This is a genomic window from Pedobacter agri, from assembly GCF_032678665.1.
In the GTDB taxonomy this organism is placed as follows: domain Bacteria; phylum Bacteroidota; class Bacteroidia; order Sphingobacteriales; family Sphingobacteriaceae; genus Pedobacter; species Pedobacter agri_A.
Window position 1 is genome coordinate 457,820 of record NZ_JAVTSH010000003.1, and the last position, 24,976, is coordinate 482,795.

General features: G+C 38.1%; 19 protein-coding genes. 14 read left to right on the forward strand and 5 right to left on the reverse strand.

The window, feature by feature from the left end; genetic code table 11:
- Window positions 1-151: 151 nt before the first annotated feature.
- Window positions 152-4,000: a TIM-barrel domain-containing protein gene (locus tag R2Q70_RS08605; RefSeq protein WP_316807199.1), complete on the forward strand. Its 3,849-nt coding sequence runs from the start codon at window positions 152-154 to the stop codon at window positions 3,998-4,000.
- 46 nt (window positions 4,001-4,046) lie between these two features.
- On the opposite strand, the gene R2Q70_RS08610 is transcribed toward R2Q70_RS08605, so the two are convergent.
- The 5 genes from R2Q70_RS08610 to R2Q70_RS08630 form a co-directional block, all read right to left on the reverse strand.
- Window positions 4,047-5,246 (reverse strand): GAF domain-containing sensor histidine kinase, encoded by a 1,200-nt coding sequence (locus R2Q70_RS08610; protein WP_316807200.1) that lies wholly within the window; start codon window positions 5,244-5,246, stop codon window positions 4,047-4,049.
- Window positions 5,247-5,394: 148 nt separating this feature from the next.
- Window positions 5,395-5,604 (reverse strand): hypothetical protein, encoded by a 210-nt coding sequence (locus R2Q70_RS08615; RefSeq protein ID WP_316807201.1) that lies wholly within the window; start codon window positions 5,602-5,604, stop codon window positions 5,395-5,397.
- A 622-nt stretch (window positions 5,605-6,226) separates the two neighbouring features.
- Window positions 6,227-6,853, reverse strand: coding sequence for a M23 family metallopeptidase (locus tag R2Q70_RS08620; RefSeq protein ID WP_316807202.1), 627 nt, complete (start codon window positions 6,851-6,853; stop codon window positions 6,227-6,229).
- A gap of 64 nt (window positions 6,854-6,917) precedes the next feature.
- A complete protein-coding gene (locus R2Q70_RS08625; RefSeq protein ID WP_316807203.1) occupies window positions 6,918-8,141 on the reverse strand; it encodes a metallophosphoesterase in 1,224 nt (407 codons plus the stop codon).
- A gap of 100 nt (window positions 8,142-8,241) precedes the next feature.
- The gene (locus R2Q70_RS08630; protein WP_316807204.1) at window positions 8,242-10,008 is read right to left on the reverse strand and encodes an ATP-binding protein; all 1,767 of its coding nucleotides are present in this window, start codon (window positions 10,006-10,008) and stop codon (window positions 8,242-8,244) included.
- 115 nt (window positions 10,009-10,123) lie between these two features.
- Here R2Q70_RS08630 and R2Q70_RS08635 point away from each other — a divergent pair, with 115 nt between their 5' ends.
- The 13 genes from R2Q70_RS08635 to R2Q70_RS08695 all read left to right on the forward strand — a co-directional run bounded on the left by R2Q70_RS08635 (window position 10,124) and on the right by R2Q70_RS08695 (window position 24,850).
- Window positions 10,124-10,570: an RrF2 family transcriptional regulator gene (locus R2Q70_RS08635; RefSeq protein ID WP_010599447.1), complete on the forward strand. Its 447-nt coding sequence runs from the start codon at window positions 10,124-10,126 to the stop codon at window positions 10,568-10,570.
- A gap of 245 nt (window positions 10,571-10,815) precedes the next feature.
- Window positions 10,816-12,906, forward strand: a complete 2,091-nt coding sequence (locus R2Q70_RS08640; protein WP_316807205.1) for a HEPN domain-containing protein — start codon at window positions 10,816-10,818, stop codon at window positions 12,904-12,906.
- Window positions 12,907-13,078: 172 nt separating this feature from the next.
- Window positions 13,079-13,849 carry a uroporphyrinogen-III C-methyltransferase gene (cobA, locus tag R2Q70_RS08645; RefSeq protein ID WP_316807206.1) on the forward strand — a complete coding sequence of 257 codons (771 nt, stop codon included), beginning with the start codon at window positions 13,079-13,081 and terminating at the stop codon, window positions 13,847-13,849.
- Complete coding sequence (locus R2Q70_RS08650; protein ID WP_316807207.1) at window positions 13,833-15,344, forward strand: TSUP family transporter; 1,512 nt, start codon at window positions 13,833-13,835, stop codon at window positions 15,342-15,344. Before cobA (R2Q70_RS08645) ends, R2Q70_RS08650 begins: the two co-directional genes overlap by 17 nt.
- Window positions 15,345-15,346: 2 nt before the next feature.
- The gene (locus R2Q70_RS08655) at window positions 15,347-16,066 is read left to right on the forward strand and encodes a phosphoadenylyl-sulfate reductase (protein WP_316807335.1); all 720 of its coding nucleotides are present in this window, start codon (window positions 15,347-15,349) and stop codon (window positions 16,064-16,066) included.
- Between the two features lie 180 nt (window positions 16,067-16,246).
- Window positions 16,247-17,152, forward strand: a complete 906-nt coding sequence (cysD, locus tag R2Q70_RS08660; protein WP_316807208.1) for a sulfate adenylyltransferase subunit CysD — start codon at window positions 16,247-16,249, stop codon at window positions 17,150-17,152.
- 91 nt (window positions 17,153-17,243) lie between these two features.
- Window positions 17,244-18,494: a sulfate adenylyltransferase subunit 1 gene (locus tag R2Q70_RS08665; RefSeq protein WP_316807209.1), complete on the forward strand. Its 1,251-nt coding sequence runs from the start codon at window positions 17,244-17,246 to the stop codon at window positions 18,492-18,494.
- A 57-nt stretch (window positions 18,495-18,551) separates the two neighbouring features.
- Complete coding sequence (locus R2Q70_RS08670) at window positions 18,552-18,812, forward strand: hypothetical protein (RefSeq protein ID WP_316807210.1); 261 nt, start codon at window positions 18,552-18,554, stop codon at window positions 18,810-18,812.
- Window positions 18,813-18,815: 3 nt separating this feature from the next.
- Window positions 18,816-19,826 (forward strand): bestrophin family protein, encoded by a 1,011-nt coding sequence (locus R2Q70_RS08675; RefSeq protein ID WP_316807211.1) that lies wholly within the window; start codon window positions 18,816-18,818, stop codon window positions 19,824-19,826.
- 80 nt (window positions 19,827-19,906) lie between these two features.
- Window positions 19,907-20,371: a hypothetical protein gene (locus R2Q70_RS08680; protein WP_316807212.1), complete on the forward strand. Its 465-nt coding sequence runs from the start codon at window positions 19,907-19,909 to the stop codon at window positions 20,369-20,371.
- Window positions 20,372-20,901: 530 nt separating this feature from the next.
- Window positions 20,902-21,696 (forward strand): uroporphyrinogen-III C-methyltransferase, encoded by a 795-nt coding sequence (gene cobA / locus R2Q70_RS08685; RefSeq protein ID WP_316807213.1) that lies wholly within the window; start codon window positions 20,902-20,904, stop codon window positions 21,694-21,696.
- 466 nt (window positions 21,697-22,162) lie between these two features.
- On the forward strand, window positions 22,163-23,575 hold the full coding sequence (locus R2Q70_RS08690; protein WP_316807214.1) for a glycogen synthase: 1,413 nt from the start codon (window positions 22,163-22,165) through the stop codon (window positions 23,573-23,575).
- Window positions 23,576-23,581: 6 nt separating this feature from the next.
- Window positions 23,582-24,850 carry a glucose-1-phosphate adenylyltransferase gene (locus R2Q70_RS08695; RefSeq protein ID WP_010602492.1) on the forward strand — a complete coding sequence of 423 codons (1,269 nt, stop codon included), beginning with the start codon at window positions 23,582-23,584 and terminating at the stop codon, window positions 24,848-24,850.
- Window positions 24,851-24,976 lie beyond the last annotated feature (126 nt).

The window sequence follows — 24,976 nt, forward strand, 5'->3', positions numbered from 1 at the left end:
CGAATTTAATTCTAACATACATGTAAGCCGTAGCAATTAAATTGCTGCGGCTTTCTTTTTGTAACAAATTTCCATAGTCAACCGTTTGCGCAATAATAGCGTTCGATTTTTATTCCCGAGCGCCTTACTTTTATGATAAGTTTAAATTTTTATGAAATTAAGATCCCTAAAAACACTTTTAATTGCAACAACTTTATTTTTTATACTTCAAACTGAAATGGCTGTTGCGCTTGGAAATTTTGGAGACCAGCAAAAACTCACTTGTTCAGCCGGAGAGGTATTAAGCGCCAAACAAATTAATGGAACCACCATCGAACTCCAGTTAGCTAATAAACAACGTTTAACCATTGATTTCTATGGAGAAAATATCTTTAGAATGTTTCAGGATCGAGAGGAGGGTTTTATCCGCAGTCCTGAAGCAAAACCTGTTGCTGAAATACTTGTTGAAAATCCAAGAAAAGCCATTGCCAAACTTTTTTTTAAAGATGAAGATGGCCTAATTAATATCAGAACCTCAAAAATTGAAATTCAGATTGATAAAAAAAGCAATCTGATAAAAGTTATAAACTTAAAAGACAGTTTGCTGGTACTTGAACAAAGCTCATCGATTTTACTTGATAAAAATTCGGCAAGCATTGCTTTGAAAGAACATGCAGATGAATATTTCTATGGTGGAGGTGTTCAAAATGGCAGATTCTCACATAAAGGGAAGGCAATTTCAATTGAAAATCAGAACAGTTGGACAGATGGCGGTGTAGCCTCTCCAACGCCATTTTATTGGTCTACAAAAGGATATGGAATCATGTGGTATACTTTTGCGAAAGGAAAGTACGACTTTGGTTCAAAAGAAAATGGTATCGTTAATCTTTCTCATGAAACCAGCTATTTGGATTTGTTTATCATGGTTGATGCTGGAGCGAAGGAACTTCTGAATGATTATTATCAACTTACCGGAAACCCGATTTTGCTCCCGAAATTTGGTTTCTATGAAGGGCACCTTAATGCGTACAACCGCGATTTTTGGAAAGAAGATGAAAAGGGAATTCTCTTTGAGGATGGCAAAAGATATAAAGAAAGCCAGAAAGATAACGGCGGTATTCGTGAATCGCTCAATGGTGAGAAGAATAATTATCAGTTTTCTGCCCGGGCAGTGATTGATCGATACGAAAAACATGATATGCCCTTCGGATGGATTTTACCCAACGATGGCTACGGTGCAGGTTACGGACAAACACAAAGTTTGGAAGGGAATGTTCAGAATTTAAAAGATTTAGGAGATTATGCCCGGAAGAAAGGCGTAGAAATCGGTCTCTGGACACAGTCTGATTTACATCCAAAAGAAGGGATTAGCCCATTGTTGCAACGCGATATTGTTCGTGAGGTGAGAGATGCTGGCGTTAGGGTTTTAAAAACCGATGTGGCCTGGGTGGGTGCCGGCTATTCATTTGGTTTAAATGGCGTAGCCGATGTAGCCAAAACGATGCCTTACTATGGAAACAATGACCGGCCATTTATCATTTCGCTTGATGGCTGGGCAGGTACACAACGTTATGCTACCATTTGGTCGGGCGACCAAACCGGTGGCTTGTGGGAATATATCCGATTTCACATTCCAACTTATATCGGCTCAGGCCTTTCTGGTCAGCCGAATATTACCTCGGATATGGATGGAATTTTTGGAGGCAAAAATCTAACGGTAAATACACGCGATTTTCAATGGAAAACTTTTACACCCATGCAATTGAACATGGATGGGTGGGGTTCGAATGAGAAGTACCCGCATGCTTTAGGTGAGCCAGTTACCTCCATCAACCGGAATTATTTGAAACTGAAATCATCCCTTTTGCCTTACAGCTATAGTATTGCCAAAGAAGCAGTAGATGGACTTCCAATCATCAGGGCAATGTTTTTGGCCTATCCCAATGCATACACACATGGCACTGCTACCCAGTATCAGTTTATGTATGGTTCGGCATTTTTGGTGGCGCCGATTTACCAGGAAACTAAAATGGATAAGGATGGTAATGACAGCAGAAATGGTATTTATCTGCCAAAAGGAATCTGGATCGACTATTTTTCCGGCAATCAATATCTTGGAGACCGTGTGATCAACAATATCGATGCACCATTGTGGAAACTGCCAGTTTTTGTGAAGGCAGGTTCCATTATTCCGGTAACTAAAGCAAACAATAATGTTAAGCAGATCAAAAGCAATGCCCGTATTTATGAAGTTTATCCTTTTGAAAAGAGTTCTTTTTTAGAATATGATGATGATGGATCAACTGAAGCTTATAAATTAGGAAAAGGGACAAGTACCTTAATTGAATCTACTGTTGATGGAGATGCGGCGATGATTCATATCTACGCAACAAGGGGTAATTTCGATGGGTTTGTTTCCGAAAAAACGACAGAAGTGCATGTTAATGTAACAGCAAAGCCAAAGCGTTTATCTGCAAAGATTGGAAGAAGTAAAATAAAATTAACTGAAGTATTTTCTAAAGAAGAATTTATTAGAAACGAAAATGTGTTTTTTTATGAGGAGAAACCAAATCTAAACCAATTTAGCACTAAAGGATCAGCTTTTGAGAAAGTTCAAATCATAAAAAATCCACTTGTTTTATTGAAGCTTGCTGCTACAAATATTTCAAAGAATGATATCGTTCTCGAGGTTAAAGGATTTAAATCTGAGCAGAATGATCAGCTTTTGGTTTCAAAGGGATCGCTTGGTGCTCCACAAAATTTCAAAGTTAACGAGGGTAATCGGGCAGCTTTTAGTTTTAAACCAGGATGGGATAAAGTTAAGAATGCTGATTATTATGAAATTCTTTTTCAGGAGATGCTTTATTCTACGATAAAAGATACCACACTTTTATTTGATGGTCTCACTCCGGAAACGAAATACACGCTCAAGTTAAGGGCTGTGAATAAAGATGGGCATTCGGATTGGACGATGCTAGATGTGACCACCAATGCCAACCCCTTGAAATATGCAATCAAAGGTATCAGCGCAAAAACCACAGCTGAAAATCAGGGTGGAGAAGGTATCTCCAAATTTTTTGATTTCGATGAATCAAATATCTGGCATACGAAATGGGGTGTAAAATCAGATCCTTTTGAAATGATTATTGATTTAAAGGGGGTGAACAAATTGGATCGATTAAGCTATTTGCCACGTCAGGGTGGAGGAAACGGAACATTAATGAAAGGCAGCGTATTCTACAGTGAAGACAAAACTAGCTGGAAAAAGGTTAACGACTTTGACTGGAAAAATAACGGAGACCCGAAAATTATTGCCTTCAACGGAAATCCGGAAGCTCGTTTCCTGAAAATCGAAGTGGAAAAAGGAGCTGGTGGCTTTGGCTCCGGACGTGAATTGTATATTTTCAGGGTTCCAGGGAGTGAGTTTTCCATCTCAGGCGACATTAATAACGATAAAATTATCGATCGTAATGATTTAACATCCTACATTAATTATACAGGATTAAAAAAAGGTGATGCTGATTTTGAAGGTTACATCAGCAAGGGTGATATCAATAAAAATGGATTAATTGATGCCTTTGATATTTCGAATGTTGCCACTCAACTTGATGGTGGCGTAAGGGCGCCTGCGAAAGCTGAATTAGATGGAAATATTGTTTTAAATGTATCGAAATCAGTTTTTCAAAAAGATGAGATGGTGGAAATTAAAGTAAAGGGCATTGGCTTAAAAGATGTAAATGCGTTAAGCTTTGCATTGCCATACGATAGCAAAGATTATGAATATGTTGGTGTTGATACTATTGGTACAAAATCAATGGAAAACCTAACTTACGATCGTTTACATACAGATGGCAGTAAAGTGCTATACCCAACGTTTGTAAATGTTGGAAACAAAACGACATTGAAAAGTGATGAGGATTTATTTGTAATCAAACTAAAGGCTAAACGTAAAGTTAACTTCAACTTGAAAATGAATAACGGAATATTGGTTGATCAATCGCTTTCATCAAAAAATATGTAGCATAAAAACGCCTTCATTTATAAGTGAAGGCGTTTTTTTGTATTGTTTACTTGGGGAGGCAAATGGAAACAGTTGTACCTTGTTTGAGTACAGAATCTACTTTTATGCTGCCTCTCATTTTGCCAACCAGGCTGCTTACCGCATCTAAACCCAAACCATTCCCTTTGCGGTTAAACCGATCGTGCTCTTTCACGGTAAATCCCTCAAAGAATATCTTTTCAAGGTTTTCTTCAGAGATGCCTCTGCCATTATCTTTAACCTGAAGTACATATTGGTTGTCAGCTAAAGCACAGGAAACCTGAATTTCAGGTTTATCTTTATCATTGTAGCGAATGGCGTTGGTGAGCAAATTCAACATTATTTGTTCTATCGCAATTTTTGATGTGCGGATGTTGATCCTTTCGGGCATGCTGATGTTAAAATCCTTTGGTACATTTAACATCGGGATTAAGTTTTCGAGCAATAACCTGAAATCAATTGTTTCCTGTTTTTCCAGCAAAGTTGACGGTGCCTTTGAATAATCAAGCATGTCATCAACATAATTAACCAAATTATTGGCAGAGCGTAACGCAATCTGAATTAACCTAACCGCCTTCTCATCACCCTGCGCATCAAATTTCTTTCGTAATGATTCAGCAGAAAGAATGATGCTTGCCAGAGGGTTTTTGATATCATGGGCTACGCGTTGCGCAAATTTTTCAATAAATAAATTAGATTCGCTTAAAGCAATGTTAACCTTTTCAAGCTCGCTAACTTTTCTTCGCAACTCAAGCTGATGCTGCGCCTGTTTAGCCAGAATTTTTAAGGCGTTAATCTGGCTTTCATTTAATCCTTTTTCTTCATGATCGATTACGCATAAAGTTCCTAATGCAAATCCTTCAGGGTTTAAGAGTGGAACGCCGGCATAAAAAACAATATCAGGATGGCCGGTAACTAATGGATTTTGAACAAAGCGATGATCTTGCTTTGCATTATTTACAATCATAATATCACCATTGCCGGCAATAGAATGCGAACAAAAGGCAACTTCTCGTGAGGTTTGTTTCAGATCAGTTCCGAAGCTAGATTTGAACCATTGCGTGTCTTCCCCTAAAATGGTGACTAAAGCAATAGGTGTCTGGCAAATTTCGGCTGCTAAACGCGTTAAATCATCAAAATCACAGTCTTTTTCACCACCTAAAATATTGTAAGCACCCAAAGCAGAAAGTCGTTCGTTTTCGTTTGGTGGCAATGGATAAATGATCATAGACTACTTTAGTTATTTGCGCTTAAAGGTAAACTAAATAACCGAAGATTTGTTTGACCAAGATTTTCATACATCGACAAATTGAGCGCTCGATTTTGAAAAAACTTCATCATTTTATCTGAACTTCAGTAGGTACTGTTAATTTTGTTTAGGTTAAATTTTTATGCATAAAATTAATCGCATTTTCGTACATCAGCTTTGCTACAATTCTTTCAGCGCTTAAGCCTAAATCAGTTTGTGTTTGCCGGGCACCGGTATCCAGTGCTTTAGTCATGGCCAGTGCGAAACTATCAAATTCTGTTGCATTGCGGCCGCAGTCGATAGTTTCTACATTCCGTCGAAATCCGAGCCAATACACAGATTATCCCAAGGCAGGGGCATATCTTCCCATTCGGTAATCTGGTATATTCTAATGAGGTGATTAACGATCAGTTGCAAATGATAACTGTAATTTTTTCTAAGCGGCTCACCAGTTGTTCTTTGCAAAAGGATATCATTTAATTCATCTTCTCCTTCTATTAAGTCATCGAGATCCTCTGGCTCGGGACTATTGGCATTGATTTTAGTATCTCTACTGTTGAATATCTCTCAAACATAATTCAGAAGTTTTTCTGTTGTACTTTAGGGGATTAAATACGCCACTGTTGTGTAATTTGTATCAACAAAATGTGAACTTCGGTCAATCGTCTTAAGTAAAATTTTTTTATAGATTTTACGGTAAAGATGATCACCAGAAGGCAAGGTGATAAGCAGGCGTAAAACAGAAAAGGGCCGAAAGAAGAACGGGGACTAACCCTAAGGTTATTCCCCGATTCTAAATTAACGCTCCTTAAACGAATATATGGCTATTTCATTTACTCCCAAATTCTGAAAACAGCATGAGCATAGCTAGATAAGTTTTAGCCTTTTAAAAAATTTCATTATTAATTTTTTGTGTGTAAAAGGCTTTCAGCTTATGTAAATATTTCAACCGCGTAAATTCATTTCATATTTTGTTTCAGAAAATCCTGAGGATTATAAAATCTTTCGTTTAATTGTGTATTGTTAAATGTTAACCAACTTGCACAGCCATAATCATCAAATTTTTTTCTAATTTCCAGATGAAGATGGTGGTAATCTCCACCGTATCTTTTACTTTCTTCTTTGGTAAATAAACGGGCGAGTTTAGTATTCTGGTTAACCTGTTTTCCGTTAGTTACATAAACTTCTTTTAAATGTTTATAACTGGTAAACATAGTTTTGCCATCCTTCAACGTGTGCCGAACGACAACAGTTTTTTGATTTTCACCTAAATGTACGGAGCAAACTACTCCATTTGCCATTGCATAAACCGGAATATAGTTATTTTTAGGTTTTGCGGGTTTAATATCAATGGCGGTATGAATATGCCCTTTGTAATAGCTATCCCGGTGATCGCCAAAAATACTGATGATTTTAATGCTGCTTGTTTTGCTACGATCGGCCACATCAAATGGCAGTAGCCATCTGTCAGCAGTTTTTTCTGGTTCAACAGCTAAATAGTAAGGTTTCCAACGGTCTTTATCTTTTTCGATGCTTGGCGCTTCAAAAAACGGTAACGTGAATAGAAAAAATAAAATGAATTTCATCTTGCTTTTAATTTTAAAAGCAAGTTAACATTAGCTATTCAAATTACCTACTCTACTTTTCTTGTTAAGCCTTTCTTTTCAACTCAATCACGGTAATTTCTGGCCAGATGCCAATCCTGCCTGAAAATCCAATAAATCCGAAGCCCCTGTTTACATTCAGATAGCGGCCATTTTCTGATTTAATTCCAGCCCAATGTTTGTAACGGTACTTTACCGGGCTCCATTTTATGCCAAAGGCTTCAAGGCCAAATTGCATTCCATGGGTATGACCAGCCAAAGCCAGTTGAATTTTTGAGGGATTGTTTTTTACCTGGGCCTCCCAATGAGATGGATCGTGTGACAACAATACTTTAAAATCGTTGACAGAGGTTCCTGAAAGTGCCTTTTGCAAATCACCACGTTCTCCAAATCCTAGTCCCCAGTTTTCAATGCCAGCCAGAATAATTTTCTCGCCGGTTTTAGTTATTTCTAAATGTTCATCAAGTAAAAGTCTAAAGCCCAATGCTGCGTGATAAGCTTTCAACTGCGCTAAATTATTTACCTTATCGGTTTCTGATGGCCATTTAATGTAATCGCCATAATCATGGTTGCCTAGTACTGAAAACTGACCAAAGGGTGCCTTGATCTGCGAGAAATGCCCGATATACGGAACGATTTCTGATGCGGCGTTATTGACCAGATCTCCTGTAAAAACAAATAAATCGCTCTTCTGTGCATTGATGAGGTCTATCCCTTTTTGAACTTGCTTGGGTTTGGTAAAACTTCCGGCATGCACATCCGAAATTTGGGTAATGGTAAAACCGTCGAAACTTTTTGGTAAATCGTCAAAATACAAGGTATGTTTAATAATTCTGTACGCATATTTACCCCTTATGATACCGAAGATAAATAGTATCACGGTTAGGCAAAACATCACGAAGGCAAAATCCACCCAATAAACATTGCGACCTGCAACCTGATAACCCTGTGGCTCAAAACTCGATGGTATTGATGCTAAAAAATTCAAAGTATCGCCGATGAGCAGGAATAATGCAAAAACGACTTCGGCAGTGAACAGAATTAAGAAAGCATGGGTAATAATCTGGAAGAATTTACCTGTACCCTGTGTCCGCATTTGGCTAATGGCAAAAAATAGGGCTATAGTTAATGCGATAACAAATACCCAAAAAAATGGAACCAAAGCGGCAGATTGACTAATGGCACCGAAACCTGAAAGCACATAGGCATTAAGTGCGAAAAATATAAATACGATGGCCAGTATAGGAAAGATATTAATCTTACGTTTCATAATATGATGCTAAATGGCGGTAAAAATAGATTTTAAACGCAGATTAATTTGCTTGAATGTATACTGACAGGTTATTTTTACGATAGTTTGATCAAATTAGCTAATCAACTTTTGTCCATTTTATCATTACCGACCGGATATCATCCAGGGTAAATGGCTTTGATAAAAAGTCTTTCATTCCTGCATCCAGACATTTGTTTTTATCTTCCTGCATCGCGTTAGCGCTGCACCCAATAATTACAGGAGGTGTGATGTTTTTATTCTGATAAAGATTAAGTATTGCAATTGTTGCGGCTATCCCATCCATATGGGGCATTTGCATATCCATTAAAACAATGTTGTAGTGGTTGTCTTTTGCCATATTTAAAGCCTGAAGACCATCATTAGCGATACTAAATTTATAGCCAGCCTTTTCGAGCATTTTGGATGTAATCATTTGATTGAAGACGTTGTCTTCTGCAATGAGGATGTGCGTTCCGGCAATTGGTAACATACCGTTTTCAATTTTAGGGCCAATAGGTTTTAATAATTTATCGTTTTGATATCGCTCTACCAAAGCAGAAAAAGTAAATTCCGAGCCAATACCAGGTTCGCTGACAGCAGTGATGCTACCACCCATCATTTCGGCAAGTTTTCTACAGATGGCCAAGCCTAAGCCAGCTCCCCCAAATTTTCTGGTAAGTGAAGGATTAATTTGCGAAAACGGGAGGAATAATTTCTCCATGTCATCTTTATCTATTCCAATCCCTGTATCTTTTATAGAGGAAACTAGGGTGCTGTTTTCGGAATCAAACGTTACTTTAAGCCGCACATATCCAAGCTCGGTAAATTTAATTGCGTTGCTAAGCATGTTGATGATGATTTGTTTGTATCGAATTTCATCAGCAACAATTGTATCAGGCACCTGGTGTCCGATTTCAATTAGCAGCTGTATATCCTTATTGTTCAGCAAGGGCCTTATAATATTCTCAGCATCTTTTAAACAGGTTCGTAAATTGAAGGGATGATGATGAACCTCCATTTTGTTTGCTTCAATTTTAGAGATATCAAGCAAATCATTCACAATATCAATCATGATACTATTGCTGGCCTGCAATGTGTTCAGCAGCTCAGCCTGTTCATCATCCAGATTGGTTAATTTCAATAGTTCAGAAGCACCAATAATTCCGTTAAGTGGCGTTCTGATCTCATGGCTCATATTGGTTAAAAATGTTGATTTGGCAACCGTTGCGGCTTCAGCTGCCTCTTTAGCTAATATTAAATTCTGTTGAGAAGCTTCTAAGCGCTCTTTATTTTTAAGCAATAAGAACTGGTCAAATTCAGCCACCTGCCGGTAGAAAACAAGCATCAAAATCATCATGAAAGAGATGTTGAAAAACGCACAGATCAGATCAAAACTTCGGGTAGCCTCATCTGGATAGGGGGTAATGAGCGAAGGAAAAAAATGTTCAAAAACCAGGCAGAGCATTGCCGTTGTACAGAAAATGAGAATGAACCATCCGGTATACCGACGTGATAGCGAAAGAATCCCCACACTAAGGTAAAATATTAAAAAAACCGGGGTAGAACCCAACGAACCGCCATTTAAGAACCAAGCCGGAAACATTGTGGAACAGTTGAACATGAAATACCAAAACCGCCCACTTTCTGATACTTTATCTTTTAAGGCGTAATAGTAAAACGAAAAATGAACAATAAGATTAAATGAGATGGAAAGATTGGTTGTCCAGGCTAAACCAATGGCGAAATTTGAGATAATACTGATTATCGAAACGATGATGAGGCACAGACATAATACCGCAAACAATTTAGATTCAATGCTTATTTTGCGATCTCTAATATTTAAAAAATCAATGTTTCTCAGCATTAATGATTATGTATGAGCACAAAGATAAAATTTTTTAATAAATGACGATAAATGGTTTGTTTGAACCATATCCGATGTTTCATAATTTACTTTCTTTTAGTAGCTTTGTGCAAATATGCTATCAAAAAAGACTAAATACGCCATTAAAGCACTAGTTGCACTTGGCAAAAATGTAGAAAAACCACCTATGCAAATCTCAAAGATTGCCGAGGAGGAGCATATCCCTAAAAAGTTCCTGGAGCAAATTCTGTTAGATTTACGCAACGCTGGCTTTTTGTACAGTAAAAAAGGTGCTGGCGGTGGTTACAGTTTAAACAAGAAACCTGAAGAAATTCTTTTAGTTCAGGTGATGCGGGTAACTGATGGTCCGATTGCTATGGTTCCATGTGCCAGTTTGAACTTTTATCATAAATGCGACGAATGCGTAGATGAAAAAACTTGCGGCATCAGAAGTGCATTTATTGATGTAAGAGACGCTACACTTAAGGTTTTAAGCGAAACCAGCATTGCTGACGTTATCGGAAGAGAAGATACCCTAAAACTGGGTATAGATAATATTTAAAGGCCTATTTGCTTATTTTTCAACAGATAAGCATTTTTTTTAAGAAAAATTACGACTATTCCTATATACTTTATATATTTGACAGATGAATATTAATTTTATACTGAATACGAGATCATTCAAAATGATGCACTGTTGTTGTAAAACATGGTAACAGAGGCTACACGAATAATTTATTAGGTATAAAATATTAAGATGCTTCTCAATAAAAGAGAGGCATTTTTTGAATAAAGCTAACAACACATATGCAAAGTTTCAGAACAGAACTCGAAAACAATATTGTCGAGCAGGACATTATCGATTTAGAGAATAAGATTAAAGCTTTTCGCGATGGAACCATTCACGATGAGAAATTTAGAAGCTTACGCTTGGCCCGTGGGGTTTACGGACAAAGGCAGCCAGGTGTACAGATGATTCGCATTAAACTGCCTTTTGGTAAGGTAACTTTTAAGCAATTATTGCGCATTGCCGATATCGCTGATGAGTATGGAAGTGGCAATTTGCACTTAACAACCCGTCAGGATATACAGTTGCATTATGTAAGTCTTGATAGAACTCCAGAACTTTGGGCTAAACTAGAGCAAGATGATATTACGCTTCGTGAGGCTTGCGGAAATACCGTTCGTAATGTAACCGCATCGCCAAATTCGGGCATTGATAAAGATGAACCATTTGATGTTTCGCCTTATGCACATGCGGTTTTCAAATATTTTTTGCGAAACCCGATTTGCCAGGAAATGGGCAGGAAGATTAAAATTTCTTTTTCATCAAGCGATAAGGATACTGCTTTCAGTTACATTCACGATTTGGGTTTTATTCCAAAAATTAATGAAGTAGGCGAACGCGGCTTCAAGGTTTTATTTGCTGGCGGATTAGGTGCACAGCCGTTTTTGGCAAGTGCTGTTCATGAATTTTTGCCAGAAGACCAGTTAATTCCTTTCACAGAATCGGTTCTTCGGGTTTTCGACCGTTATGGAGAACGCAGCAATAGAAATAAAGCTCGTTTAAAATATTTAGTTCAAAAGTTAGGCTTAGAGGAAGTTTTACGCTTGGTTGCTGAAGAACGGATTGCTAACAAAGTGAAAACTTTTGCAATTGATCGGGATGCTGTGCCTCAACCGGCTTTGCCTCTGGAACAGGAATATTCCACAGTTGAAATTTTAAACGAGGCACATTATAAACATTGGTCGGCAACCAACGTGGTAGCGCAAAAGCAGGCTGGTTTTTACGCTGTTTATGTGAAGGTACAGGTTGGCGATATTAAAACCGATAAAGCAAGAGCTTTTGTTGAAGCCATTAAACCTTACGTTGCCGATGAAATCAGGGTCACGCAAAACCAAGGCTTACTTTTAAAATATGTTCGTGAAGAGGCTTTGCCATCATTATATACTGCTTTAAATAAAATTGGCTTCACAACAGCCGGTTTCGATAGTCTGGCAGATATTACCACTTGCCCGGGAACAGATACTTGTAATTTGGGCATTTCCAATTCTATGACTTTAGCCGAGGTTCTGGAAGAGGTAATTTATACCGATTTTCCAGAGTTTATCTACGAAAAGAATATCAAAATCAAAATTAGTGGCTGTATGAATTCTTGCGGTCAGCATGGTTTGGCAGAGATTGGTTTTCACGGCAGTTCGGTAAAAGCCGAAGGAAAAGTTGTTCCAGCTGTACAAGTAATGCTTGGTGGCGGAACGGTTGGGAATGGCGTTGGCCGAGTTGCCGAACGTGTGATTAAAGTACCATCGAAAAGAGCAACGAGCGTTTTGCACTTCATTTTAAATGATTTTAAAGCAAATAACGAAGAGAGCGAAAACTTTCATCAATATTATGACCGAAAGGGGAAAGACCATTTTTATCAACTTTTAAAACCTCTGGCCGATTTAACCAATCTTCAGCAAGAAGAATTTGTAGACTGGGGCCATGTGGAGCAATTTGTAACGGCCATTGGTGTTGGCGAATGTGCTGGTGTGGTGATTGATTTGGTAGCCACTTTACTTTTAGAAGCTGATGAAAAATTTGGTTGGGCAAAGCAAAATTTAGATAAAGGTGCTTACGCTGATGCGATTTACCACACTTACTCAACCTTTGTGAGCGCTGCAAAATCATTGCTGTTAGACAAAGGCGTAAACAGTACCACGCAGGTTGGCGTAATCAGAGAGTTCGATAATCATTATGTGGAAACAGGCGAATTTAATTTGCCGACAAACTTTTCAGATTTGGTTTTACAAATTAATAAAAACGAACCAACAGCGGAATTTGCAGCAAAATATTTTAACCAAGCAGAGGCTTTTTTAAATCAGATTAAAGAAAAAAGAGCGGTAGGAGTGAAGTAAGGAATTAGTGAATTAGTGAATGTGAGAATGAATGAAAGAATTAGTGAAGAAGAGAATTATAGAATTAGTGAATTAGCAGATTAGTGAATGTTACAATCGCTAGAAAAACATTAACTCAATCACTCATTCAAAATTCAATCATTAACAACCCTCATTCAAAAATTGAAAAGACATGTTAGATCAAAATAAAGAATCGAAAATTACACTTTTAGGTGCTGGTCCTGGAGACCCGGATTTGTTGACTTTAAAAGGTGTAAAGGCTTTGCAAACTGCTGATGTGGTTTTATACGATGCTTTGACAAATGAAGCATTATTGGAACATGCTCCAGCCGAAGCGATAAAAGTTTATGTGGGCAAACGTTCTGGCGAACACTCTTATCCGCAAGAAACCATCAACAAATTAATGATTGATTATGCCTTGAATTATGGCCATGTGGTGCGTTTAAAAGGTGGCGATCCATTTGTTTTTGGTAGAGGCTACGAAGAACTGGATTACGCCGCATCTTATAGCATTCCTGTTGATGTGATTCCAGGTATTTCGAGTTCAATTGGTGTTCCAGGCTTGCAGCAAATCCCGGTAACGCACCGTGGTTTAAGTGAAAGCTTCTGGGTAATTACAGGTACTACCACATCAGGCGAGGTTTCAAATGATATTTACCAGGCAGCAACATCAAATGCCACGGTTTTAGTATTGATGGGCTTAAAAAAGTTAGCTAAAATTGTTGAGATATTTAAGGCAGCCGGCAGACACAATTTACCAGCTGCGGTTGTGCAAAATGGTTCTGCCAAAGATGAAAAGCTGGTTGTTGGTGTGGTAGAAACCATTGAAAGTTTGGTTAAACAGGAAAATGTTAAAGCGCCGGCACTATTAATTTTCGGTGAGGTGGTTTCTCTTCATCCATCATTTAAAAACCTAGTAAAACAGTATGCAAGTATTGCCTAACCAACCCGATAATGCAGCACTTTCTTCTGAAGAGGAGAAAGGAAATCAGCTTTTTCCAGTTTTTATAAAGCTGAACAAGTTGCGTACATTATTAATTGGTGCAGGACCTATTGGGCTCGAAAAGTTGACAGCCATTGTCAACAATAGTCATCAGGCTAAAATTACCATTGTTGCAGAAATGGTATCACCCGAGGTTTATACGCTTATTGCAAATTATCCTCAAATAAAAGTAAAGCAGAAAAGTTTTGATGTTTCTGATTTAGAAAATATCGACATCGTTTTTGCGGCAACGAACAATGATATTTTAAACGAAGAGATTAGAGTGGTCACACACGAAAAGGGATTACTCATCAATGTGGCTGATAAACCTGATTTATGCGATTTCTATTTAGGTTCCATTGTTCAGAAAGGCGATTTGAAAATTGCCATTTCTACAAACGGTAAATCGCCAACCATCGCAAAGCGATTAAAGCAGATTTTAAATGAGGGAATTCCGGCAGAGCTGGATGAGACTTTACAAAATATGAGTGCCTTACGCCAAACTTTAAACGGTGATTTTTCTGCAAAAGTTAAAAAGCTGAATAAAGTAACGCAGAGTTTAATTAACCCCAAAAAAAGTTTTGCAGAGCGTAATATTAAGTGGCTAATCTGGGCTGCAGCAATCTTGTTAATCGGTTCAATTGGTTTTACCCTTTGGAATACCGAGCCAGAATTTCAAACTTTCTTAATCAACATCGACCCATTATTTTATTGGTTTTTAGGTGCCGGATTCGTATTTGCTTTGATTGATGGTGCCATCGGAATGTCGTACGGCGTAACCACCGCCTCATTTTCATTGGCGATGGGTTTACCACCTGCTTCAGCAAGTATGGCCATTCACATTTCTGAAGTATTAAGTAACGGAATTGCCGGATGGATGCACTACCGCATGGGAAATGTAAATTGGAAATTGTTTAAAATCTTAATCATTCCAGCCGTTATCGGTGCAGTTTTAGGCGCTTATATTTTATCCTCATTAGAACATTATAGTGCTTACGTTAAGCCAGTAGTTGGGGTTTACACATTAATTTTAGGTGGGATAATTTTGATGAAAGCCTTTAACATCAAAAGAAAAAAAGGCGACAAAAAAATAAAGAAAATTGGTTTTTTAGGTTTCGTTGGCGGGTTTATCGATGCGGCATTTGGAGGCGGATGGGGCTCAATCGTACTTTCAAGCTTAATCGCAGGCGGACGTCATCCGTTATTCTCTTTAGGAACGGTGAAAATCAGCAGATTTTTTATTGCCACTTTGAGTTCCTTAACTTTTTTTACGATGTTAGGCGGTAAATACTGGGAAGCGGTTGTCGGTTTAATTATCGGTAGCGCAATAGCCTCGCCAATTGCAGCAAGGGTTTCTAACAAAATTTCTGCAAAAACCATCATGGTCGCTGTGGGCATTATTGTAATGATTGTAAGCTTACGCAGTGTAATTCTATTTATTTTAAAATTGATTTAGTGATGAGATTAGAGGAGTTGAAAACGGCACTTCATGGATTGAGTACGATAGATAAATTAAAATATCTGGCAGATCAATATGCCGATAAAATTATTTTCTCGACCAGTTTTGGTTGGGAAGACCAGGCCATTACGCATTTAATTTTTGCAAATAACATTCCAATAAAAGTCTTCACGTTAGAAACTGGGCGTCTTTTTCCGGAAACCTATTATGTTTGGAACCGTACTTTAGAAGTTTACAACAAGCCGATTCATGCTTACTATCCTAAAAACGATTTGTTGCAGGATATGGTGAACAGCAAAGGTCCGAACAGCTTTTACGAATCGGTAGAAAACAGAAAAGAGTGTTGTTACATTCGTAAAATCGAGCCTTTAAAAAGAGCCTTAACGGGCAATGAGATTTGGGTAACGGGCATCAGGGCTGAGCAGAGCACTAACCGTGAGGATATGCATGATTTAGAGTGGGATGAAGGTAACCAACTGATAAAATTCCACCCCATTTTCGATTGGACTTTAGATGATGTGAAAGCCTATATCCAAGAAAATAACATCGTTTACAATACTTTACATGATAAAGGTTTTCCGAGTATCGGCTGTGCACCATGTACACGAGCAGTACAGCCCGGCGAAGATTTTAGAGCCGGAAGATGGTGGTGGGAAGACCAAAGCAAAAAGGAATGTGGCTTGCATGCTACGGAGGCTGAGGTTAAGCTTAAAGCTTAAAGCAAAAAGCTTGAAGCCGTGAGACTAAGCTTTGCAACATAGATGGAAAACTATGAGGGGTTTCCCCCTTTGGAGGGGGCAGGGGGAGGATTTAATTATTCTCATTAACGACAACAACAACAAATAAATTGAACGAGGAACATTCCAACATTCAACAACCAAACTTTACAACATTAACAAATGAGTACATATAATTTTGATTACTTAGATGAACTGGAGGCCGAGGCAATTCACATTTTACGTGAGGTTGCAGGGCAATTCGAAAAGCCTGCCTTATTATTTTCCGGCGGAAAGGATTCCATCACTTTAGTTCGTTTAGCAGAAAAAGCTTTTCGTCCGGGGAAATTTCCTTTTCCTTTAGTGCATATTGATACTGGTCATAACTTTCAGGAAACGATTGATTATCGTGATCAAATGATAGAAAGAATTGGCGAAAGATTAATCGTTGGTTCTGTTCAGGAGTCTATTGATCAAGGTAAAGTGGTAGAGCAAAAAGGTAAAAATGCCAGCAGAAATGCATTACAAACCGTTACCTTGTTAGATACCATTGCCAAATACCAGTTTGATGCTTGTATTGGCGGCGCCCGTAGAGATGAAGAAAAAGCAAGAGCTAAAGAACGCATTTTCTCTGTTCGCGATGAATTTGGACAATGGGACCCAAAACGCCAGCGCCCGGAACTTTGGAACATTTACAACGGTAAAATTCATAAAGGCGAAAACGTTCGTGTTTTCCCCATCAGCAATTGGACGGAGCTGGATGTTTGGAATTACATTCGCAGAGAAAACATTGAATTGCCAAGCATTTACTTCTCACACGAACGCGAAGTGATTACAAGAAATGGTCAGTTAATGGCTGCTTCACCATTTTTAAACATGGATGATGAAGACATCATTTTCACAAAACAAGTGCGTTTCCGTACGGTAGGCGATATGTCTTGTACAGCTGCGGTAGAATCAGAAGCGGTTTTAATTGATGATATTATTTCTGAAATCAGTTCCTCAAAAATATCAGAACGTGGCGCCCGCATGGATGATAAAGTTTCGGAAGCCGCTATGGAGGATAGAAAAAAAGGCGGATATTTTTAAAGTAGTTGGTTAGTTGTTTCGTTTTTTAGTTGGTTAGATTTAATTAAGTCTACCAAAAAACTAAACAACTACTATCTAAACAACCAAAAACATGAACATATTAAAATTTTTCACAGCAGGCAGCGTAGATGATGGTAAAAGTACCTTAATCGGCCGTTTGTTATACGATACAGATTCCATTTTGGCAGATCAGTTAGAAGCCCTGCAAAGCTCTAACCGTAAAAACGATGATGGAACAATAGATTTAGCCATTTTAACAGATGGTTTAAGAGCAGAACGTGAGCAGGGAATTACCATTGATGTAGCCTACAAATATTTCCAAACCGATAAGCGTAAATTCATTATCGCTGATACCCCTGGACATATTCAGTACACCAGGAACATGGTAACAGGTGCTTCAACTGCCAATTTAGCCATCATTTTAATTGATGCCAGAAACGGTGTGGTAGAGCAAACCATTCGCCATTCTTACCTGGTATCTTTATTGGGCATCAAACACATTGTGGTTTGTATCAACAAAATGGATATGGTTGATTATAGCGAAGAAGTTTACCAATCCATCATCGATAAATACAAAGTGTTAGCGCAACAGCTTAAACTTGTTGATGTAAATTATATTCCGGTAAGTGCCTTAAAAGGCGATAACATCGTTCAAAATTCGGAACGAATGGATTGGTACAAAGGTGAAAGTTTATTGCACTTTTTAGAAAAAGTTGATACCGATAATCTGGATAAATCGCAACTGGCTCGCATGCCTGTTCAATGGGTCATCCGTCCGCAAACTGAAGAATTGCATGATTACCGCGGTTATGCCGGTCGCGTGTTGAGTGGTACTTTCAACCTCAACGATAAGGTTACCATTTTGCCTTCAGGAGCCAGCTCAACTATCGAGAAAATCGAATTTTTCGACCAGGCGCCAATTGCTGCACATGCAGGGCAATCGGTTACCATTCATTTAAAAGATGATGTAGACATTAGCCGTGGCGATACCATTGTAAATGCATCAGCTTTGCCACAAGAATCAAAGTTGATTGAAGCCGATTTATGTTGGATGGATGGGCGAGCTTTGGATACCTCAATTATGTATTTAATTCAACATAACAGTAAGGTAACCAAATGTAAAATCAGCGAGATTTTGCATAAAGTTGATATTAATACGTTGGAAAAACATCCGGCCGATGAATTCAAATTGAACGATATCGGTCGTGTGATTGTTAAAACTGCCGATGCTTTGGCTTTCGATTTATATGATGATAACCGGGCAAATGGTTCGGCTATTTTGGTTGATAGCCGCACAAATTTAACAGTGGGCGCTTTAATGTTTAGAGCAGCGGTAGAATAGCATTAAGATTCGTAATGGAGATTTTTATTATCCAATAGAACCATAACCAAATATTATATGGAAACTCTAGATTTTAAATTTAGAGGAAAGCAATTTCAGCGGGGCATCGGTTACGATAGTCCCGTTTTTCATTACAATCTTTTTGTTGTCGTCATCCTGAAACTGGCAAAATTGCAACAAAAAGGATTTCATTTCAACCGGGTTTATTTTACGCAGGATAATAATGCTATTAAAGTTTCTCCAAAAACCGACAATCGAATTTTACAAATTTCTCTATCTTCGCCCATCCCTCAGATAATATCCCAAACTAAAATTTAATTTATGCATGCCGGAAAGAAATATTCTTTAAAAGAGTTTATCCTGTGGACTCGTCGCGATATTTATCGTTTAACAATACTTGCTGTAATTCCCACCGTACTCTATCACTTTTGTGGGTTTACGTTTCTCTCCATTTCATGGGTTCCGGTGGCCTTATTGGGTACTGCGGTTTCGTTTATTATCGGATTTAAAAATAACGCCAGCTATGCCAGGTTATGGGAAGCCCGCCAAATTTATGGTGGAATTATCAATGTTAGCCGTTCTTTCGGTGTTATGGTGAGAGATTTTTTATCATCAAAAAACAAACAGCAAGAGGTACAGATCATATTTTACCGTCATTTTGCCTGGTTGACCGCACTGCGTTTTCAATTGAGGGAAAATCGCGTTTGGGAAAATATGAATGATCTGAGAAATATTGAGTATGCCCAAAATTATCACACCGCAGAAAAAGCAAATAAGCTGGAAGAGGTTTTAGCTCAATACCTTTCAGCAGAAGAATTGGCCTACATCGTAACGAAGAAAAATAAAGCAACGCAGATTATGGCTTTGCAATCTAATCACATTAATAAACTGGCAGCTGCAGGCAGTTTTTCTGATTTGCAGCTACAATCGTTGCAGGTCGGCATTGCTAACTTCTATGATAATCAAGGCAAAGCCGAACGAATCAAGAACTTTCCTTATCCCCGCCATTTTTCATCAATAGCAAGTATTATGCTTAATCTTTTTGTTTTTCTGGTGCCTTATGGTTTATTAAACGATTTTAATAAGTTGGGTAGCGGAACTTTAATAGAGGGCTATTCGGTTTGGTTAAATATTCCCTTCGCCATCTTATTAACCTGGGTTTTCAATACATTAGATGTAGTGGGAGAGAGTTCTACCAATCCATTCGAGGGCAGCGCAAACGACGTTCCGATTACCAATATTTCCAGAACGATTGAAATTGATATGAGGGACATGTTAGATGAAACTAATTTACCACCAGCCCTTACGCCAGAAAATAATATTTTAATGTAATCTATTTTTATTGTGGAAATGCTAAAAACATTTCATCATCTTTTTATATTTAAGTAAGTGTTAATCTTAAAATTTAAAAGATGAAGAATAAAATTATTTACCTGCTTTTTGGTGCAATCCCATTTGTTTTTGCCTGCGGCTCGTCAGATAAAAAAGCTGAAGCTGCAAAGGCCGATTCACTGATTAATGAAACCTGTTATGCCTCGTCTTTCGAAAAGGATAGTGCCGCAATGATTGTGAAGACGATGTCTTCAGGAAAAGTTACGGGTTCATTACTAATTAAGTATGGTGATAAACCCCAAAATAATGGTAAAATAGATGGCAAATTTCACGGGGATACGCTACTGGTTGATTACCGTTTCAACACTGGTAGCGATACTACAAAAGCATTTACGAACCCGTTGGCGTTTTTAAAGAAAGATGGTAAACTGATAATGGGCGTAGCTCAAATTGAAACCACCCTGGGCCGTTCGTATTTTGTAAAAGGCAAACCCATAAATTACGAAGCTGGAAAATTTACTTTTGTGGAAGTGCCTTGTAAGTAACGTTTCGGATACTGAAATGGAATTTTGTTATATAGTCTTGGCATATTGCTAAGACTTTTTTTGTTTAATTAATTTTTATCTAAACGCTAATCTTCGGCGGCCGTCATTGCGAGGAACGAAGCAATCCTACAATAATCGCTATTTACCCAAGTATTAAGATTGCTTCGTGCCTCGCAATGACGAAAATGGTAATGAAATCTTGAATAGTTTTAGATCCACGCTTAGACTTTTTTACTCAAATTTTTATACGCTTTAATCTTCGGCGGCCGTGATTGCGAGGTATGAAGCAGTCCTACAATAATCGCTATTGACCTCATGGATAAAGATTGCTTCGTGCCTCGCAATGACGAAAAAAGCTATTAACCCCAATATTAAGATTGCTTCGTACCTCGCAATGACGAAGTAGGAATGGTTCTATCGCAGTGACGGTTACTGGCAAATAAATTATTTTAAAATAAATTACTACAATTTCTATAGACTTTATATATTTGTATAATTAATAATTTAAAAACGAGCTAATATTTTCTGGTATGATTTTAAGTAAAGTAGAAAAAGCGAACATTGAACCAAAAATTACATTAATAGGTGCTGGTCCTGGTGATCCGGATTTATTTAGTTTAAAAGGTGTTAAAGCATTAAAAACAGCTGATGTTGTTTTGTATGATGCAAATGTGAACGAAGCTTTACTGTGTCATGCTCCAGATGGTATACCGAAAGTTTATGTTGGTAAACGTACGGATGATGAAGATTTTTCACAGGAAGCGGTAAATAAGTTAATCATTGATTATGCTTTGAATTATGGCCATGTGGTTCGTTTAAAAAGTGGCGATCCGTTTTTCTTCGCAAAAGGTTACGAAGAAATAGATGCAGCAGAATCGTATAGCATTCCAACAGAAATTATTCCTGGTATTTCGAGTGCAACTGGTGCGCCGAGTCTGCAAAAAATACCAATGATTTATAAAGACTTAAGCGAAAGCTTTTGGGCGGTAACCGGTACAAATTCTAAAGGAGAAATTTCTGAAGATTTATACATCGCTGCCAAAACTAAAGCAACCATCGTAGTATTAAATGGCGTGGCGAAGGTAAAAGAGATTGCAGCTATTTTTCAGGCAGAAAACAAAGGTTTATTACCTGTTGCCGTAATTGAAAACGGTTCGACACCACAGGAAAAAATTGCGGTAGGCATTGTAGATACCATTGCTGAAGTAGTAGAAGACAAAAAAATACAGGCGCCGGCATTATTGGTTTTTGGAGATGTGGTATCGTTGCATCCACAATTTCAACCCATTAGAGATTTTTACGAAATCATTGCTGAGGAATATTAAGGGTAAATAGAATCATATATTTGTTTTGTTGTTAAAAACCGCTGGCGAAAGTTTAGCGGTTTTTTTTGTTTGTGGAATCTCATTAAGAATAAATTTCCCGCTGATGTTCGCAGCGTATGGCAAGTAAAAACTTATTATTGGTCTGCGGTAATCTGTTTGATCTGCGGGCACAACATATGTCCCAGCTAATTTTCAGAAATTTAAGCGTCTTGGTTATAACAGACCATTGTTAAATAAGCCTGATTGAAGTGAATCCCGATTTTTCATCGGGAGAAACGGAAAGCAGGGCCGCATGCTGCCAAATGAACTGGAACGTTAACTTCCAAAAACTATCTTTAAGCTCATTTCTCATGTTCAATAATCAACTTAATCTGCAGGACAATCTGATGCTAAAAATTAATTTTGAATTATTTCCAAATCAGAAAACAATTACTAACTTAACGAAGTTATCTACACCAAATATTTAATGGAAATTATACATATCAGCGCCGAGTGTTACCCAGTTGCTAAAGTTGGAGGTTTAGCAGACGTTGTTGGGGCCTTACCAAAATACCAAAATAAAATTGGCCACATTGCCAAAGTGGTTGTGCCGGCCTATGAAACTAAATTTGTTCGCGAGAGTGAATTCGAGGTAGCTTATGATGCCTGGTCAAATTACGGAAACCATCACTTTTCTTACCGCATTTTAAGAGAAAAAACCAATAAACTTGGTTTCGATTTATATATCGTTCATATTCAGGGTTTAACCGACCGACCAAACGTTTATGGTTACGCTGACGATACAGAACGTTTTATTGCATTTCAAATTGCTACACTCGATTGGATGGCGCAATGGGAGCATCAACCTGATGTAATTCACTGCCACGATCACCATACCGGTTTGATTCCTTTTATGGTTTCCAATTGTTTAAAATATCAAACCCTGAGTAATGTACCTACTGTTTTAACCATACATAATGCGCAATATCAGGGTCAGTTTGGATGGGATAAATTATACTATTTGCCGGCTTTTGATTTATGGAAAGGTGGTTTACTGGGTTGGGAAGGTGCCATTAATCCACTCGCTTCGGCTATAAAATGCGCCTGGAGGGTAACCACGGTTTCTCCAAGTTATTTAGAGGAAATGATGAATAATGCCCGTGGACTGGAGAGTTTATTGAGGCAGGAGCGGTGGAAATCTGTAGGTATTTTGAACGGAATTGATACCGAGGTTTGGAATCCGGAAACCGATCCGATGTTATCAAAAAGTTACAGTTTAAAAACGGTTGAAGCTGGAAAACTGGCAAACAAAAAAGCTTTGTGTGATGTTTTTCAACTAGACGCTTCGAAGCCACTTTTTACGTTTATTGGCAGATTGGTGGATGAAAAAGGTGCCGATTTATTGCCTGATATTTTTTACACTGCATTACAACAACATGGCGATAACATCAATGTGCTGGTTCTGGGATCGGGAGAGGATTGGGTAGAAGGAAGGTTAAACCAGTTAAAAGATAATTTTTATGGAAAGTACAATGTTTACATCGGCTATAACGAACAGGTTTCGCACCAGATGTATGCAGGAGCCGATTATCTTTTAATGCCTTCGAGGGTTGAACCTTGTGGTTTAAACCAGCTTTATGCTTTACGCTATGGAACCGTTCCGATAGTTCGCCGAGTTGGTGGTTTAAGAGATACAGTGATTGACATTGGCGATGGAGGTTTTGGACTATGTCACGATCAAACCAGTATTTGGGATGTTACCCATGCCATTAACAGGGCGGTAGATATTTATAACGACAAAAAAACTTTTAAGGCGGTACGCAAAACCATGATGAAAATCGACCACTCATGGGATAGGGCAGCGCTGAATTACATAGAATTATACCAAATTTTAAAATAGCTTAACATGACTGACAAAGTTTTAGGCGTTATCCTTGGCGGTGGCCAGGGGTCTAGATTATCGCCGCTCACGCAAACACGTTCTAAACCTGCAGTTCCAATTGCAGGAAAGTATCGGTTGGTAGACATCCCAATTTCTAATTGCCTTAATTCTGGCATCCACCGTATGTTTGTGCTGACACAGTTTAATTCGGCATCCCTTAACAAACACATAAAAAACACGTATCACTTCAGTCATTTCAGTACGGCTTTTGTTGATATCCTTGCAGCTGAACAGACCGTGCAAAATGCAGGTTGGTTTCAGGGTACAGCAGATGCGGTACGCCAGTGTATGCACCACATTGTTTCACATGAGTTCGATTATATTCTGATTTTATCCGGAGATCAGCTCTATCAGATGGATTTTAAAGATATGATTGAAAAACATATCGAAGCTAATGCTGAAATTACCATCGCTACGATCCCCGTAACGGCTAAAGATGCTACCGATTTTGGTATCCTAAAAGCTGACGAGGAGAATATGATTACTTCGTTTATTGAAAAACCAAAAACAGGCCTGGAAGACTGGGTATCTGACACTGGTGCAGAAATGCAGGGCGAAGGACGTAATTTCTTAGCTTCAATGGGTATTTACGTTTTCAATCGTGAATATTTGATTAATATTCTAAATGAAAATGAAGAGGAAAAAGATTTTGGTAAGGAGATTTTGCCACGAGCCATAACAGAAAGTCGGGTTTTAAGCTACCAATACGAAGGTTACTGGACAGATATTGGTAATATTTCTTCATTTTTTGAGGCTAACTTAGGCTTAACAGATGAAATTCCTAAATTCAACATGTTTGATAGTAATCATACTATCTTTACAAGAGCCAGGATGTTACCTCCATCCAAAATTTCTGGCACAACCTTAGAAAAGGCAATTATTGCAGAAGGTTGTATTATTCAGGCCAGCAGAATTGAACATGCAGTTTTGGGTATTAGGGCCCGTATCGGAAAGCATACCGTGGTCACCAATACGTATGTAATGGGTAGCGACCGATACCAGACATTGGAAGAAATTGAGTTAGAAAATCAAAAAGGTAATTCGCTTATTGGGATTGGAGACCGATGTTACATAAACAACGCCATTATTGATAAAAACTGTCGCATTGGTAACGATGTAAAAATTAACGGTGGCGCTCACCTTGAAGATGGCGATTTTGAGCTTTATGCAGTTAAAGATGGAATTGTAGTTGTTAAAAAAGGTGCTGTTTTGCCAAGTGGAACGGTAATTTAAAATCGATTATATTATTAATTAAGCCAGCTTGAATTCGTTCAGGCTGGCTTTTTTTTGTTTGTTTTATCGTCACCCTGAATTCATTTCAGGGTCTTAATCATTAGATGCTGAAATAAATTCAGCATG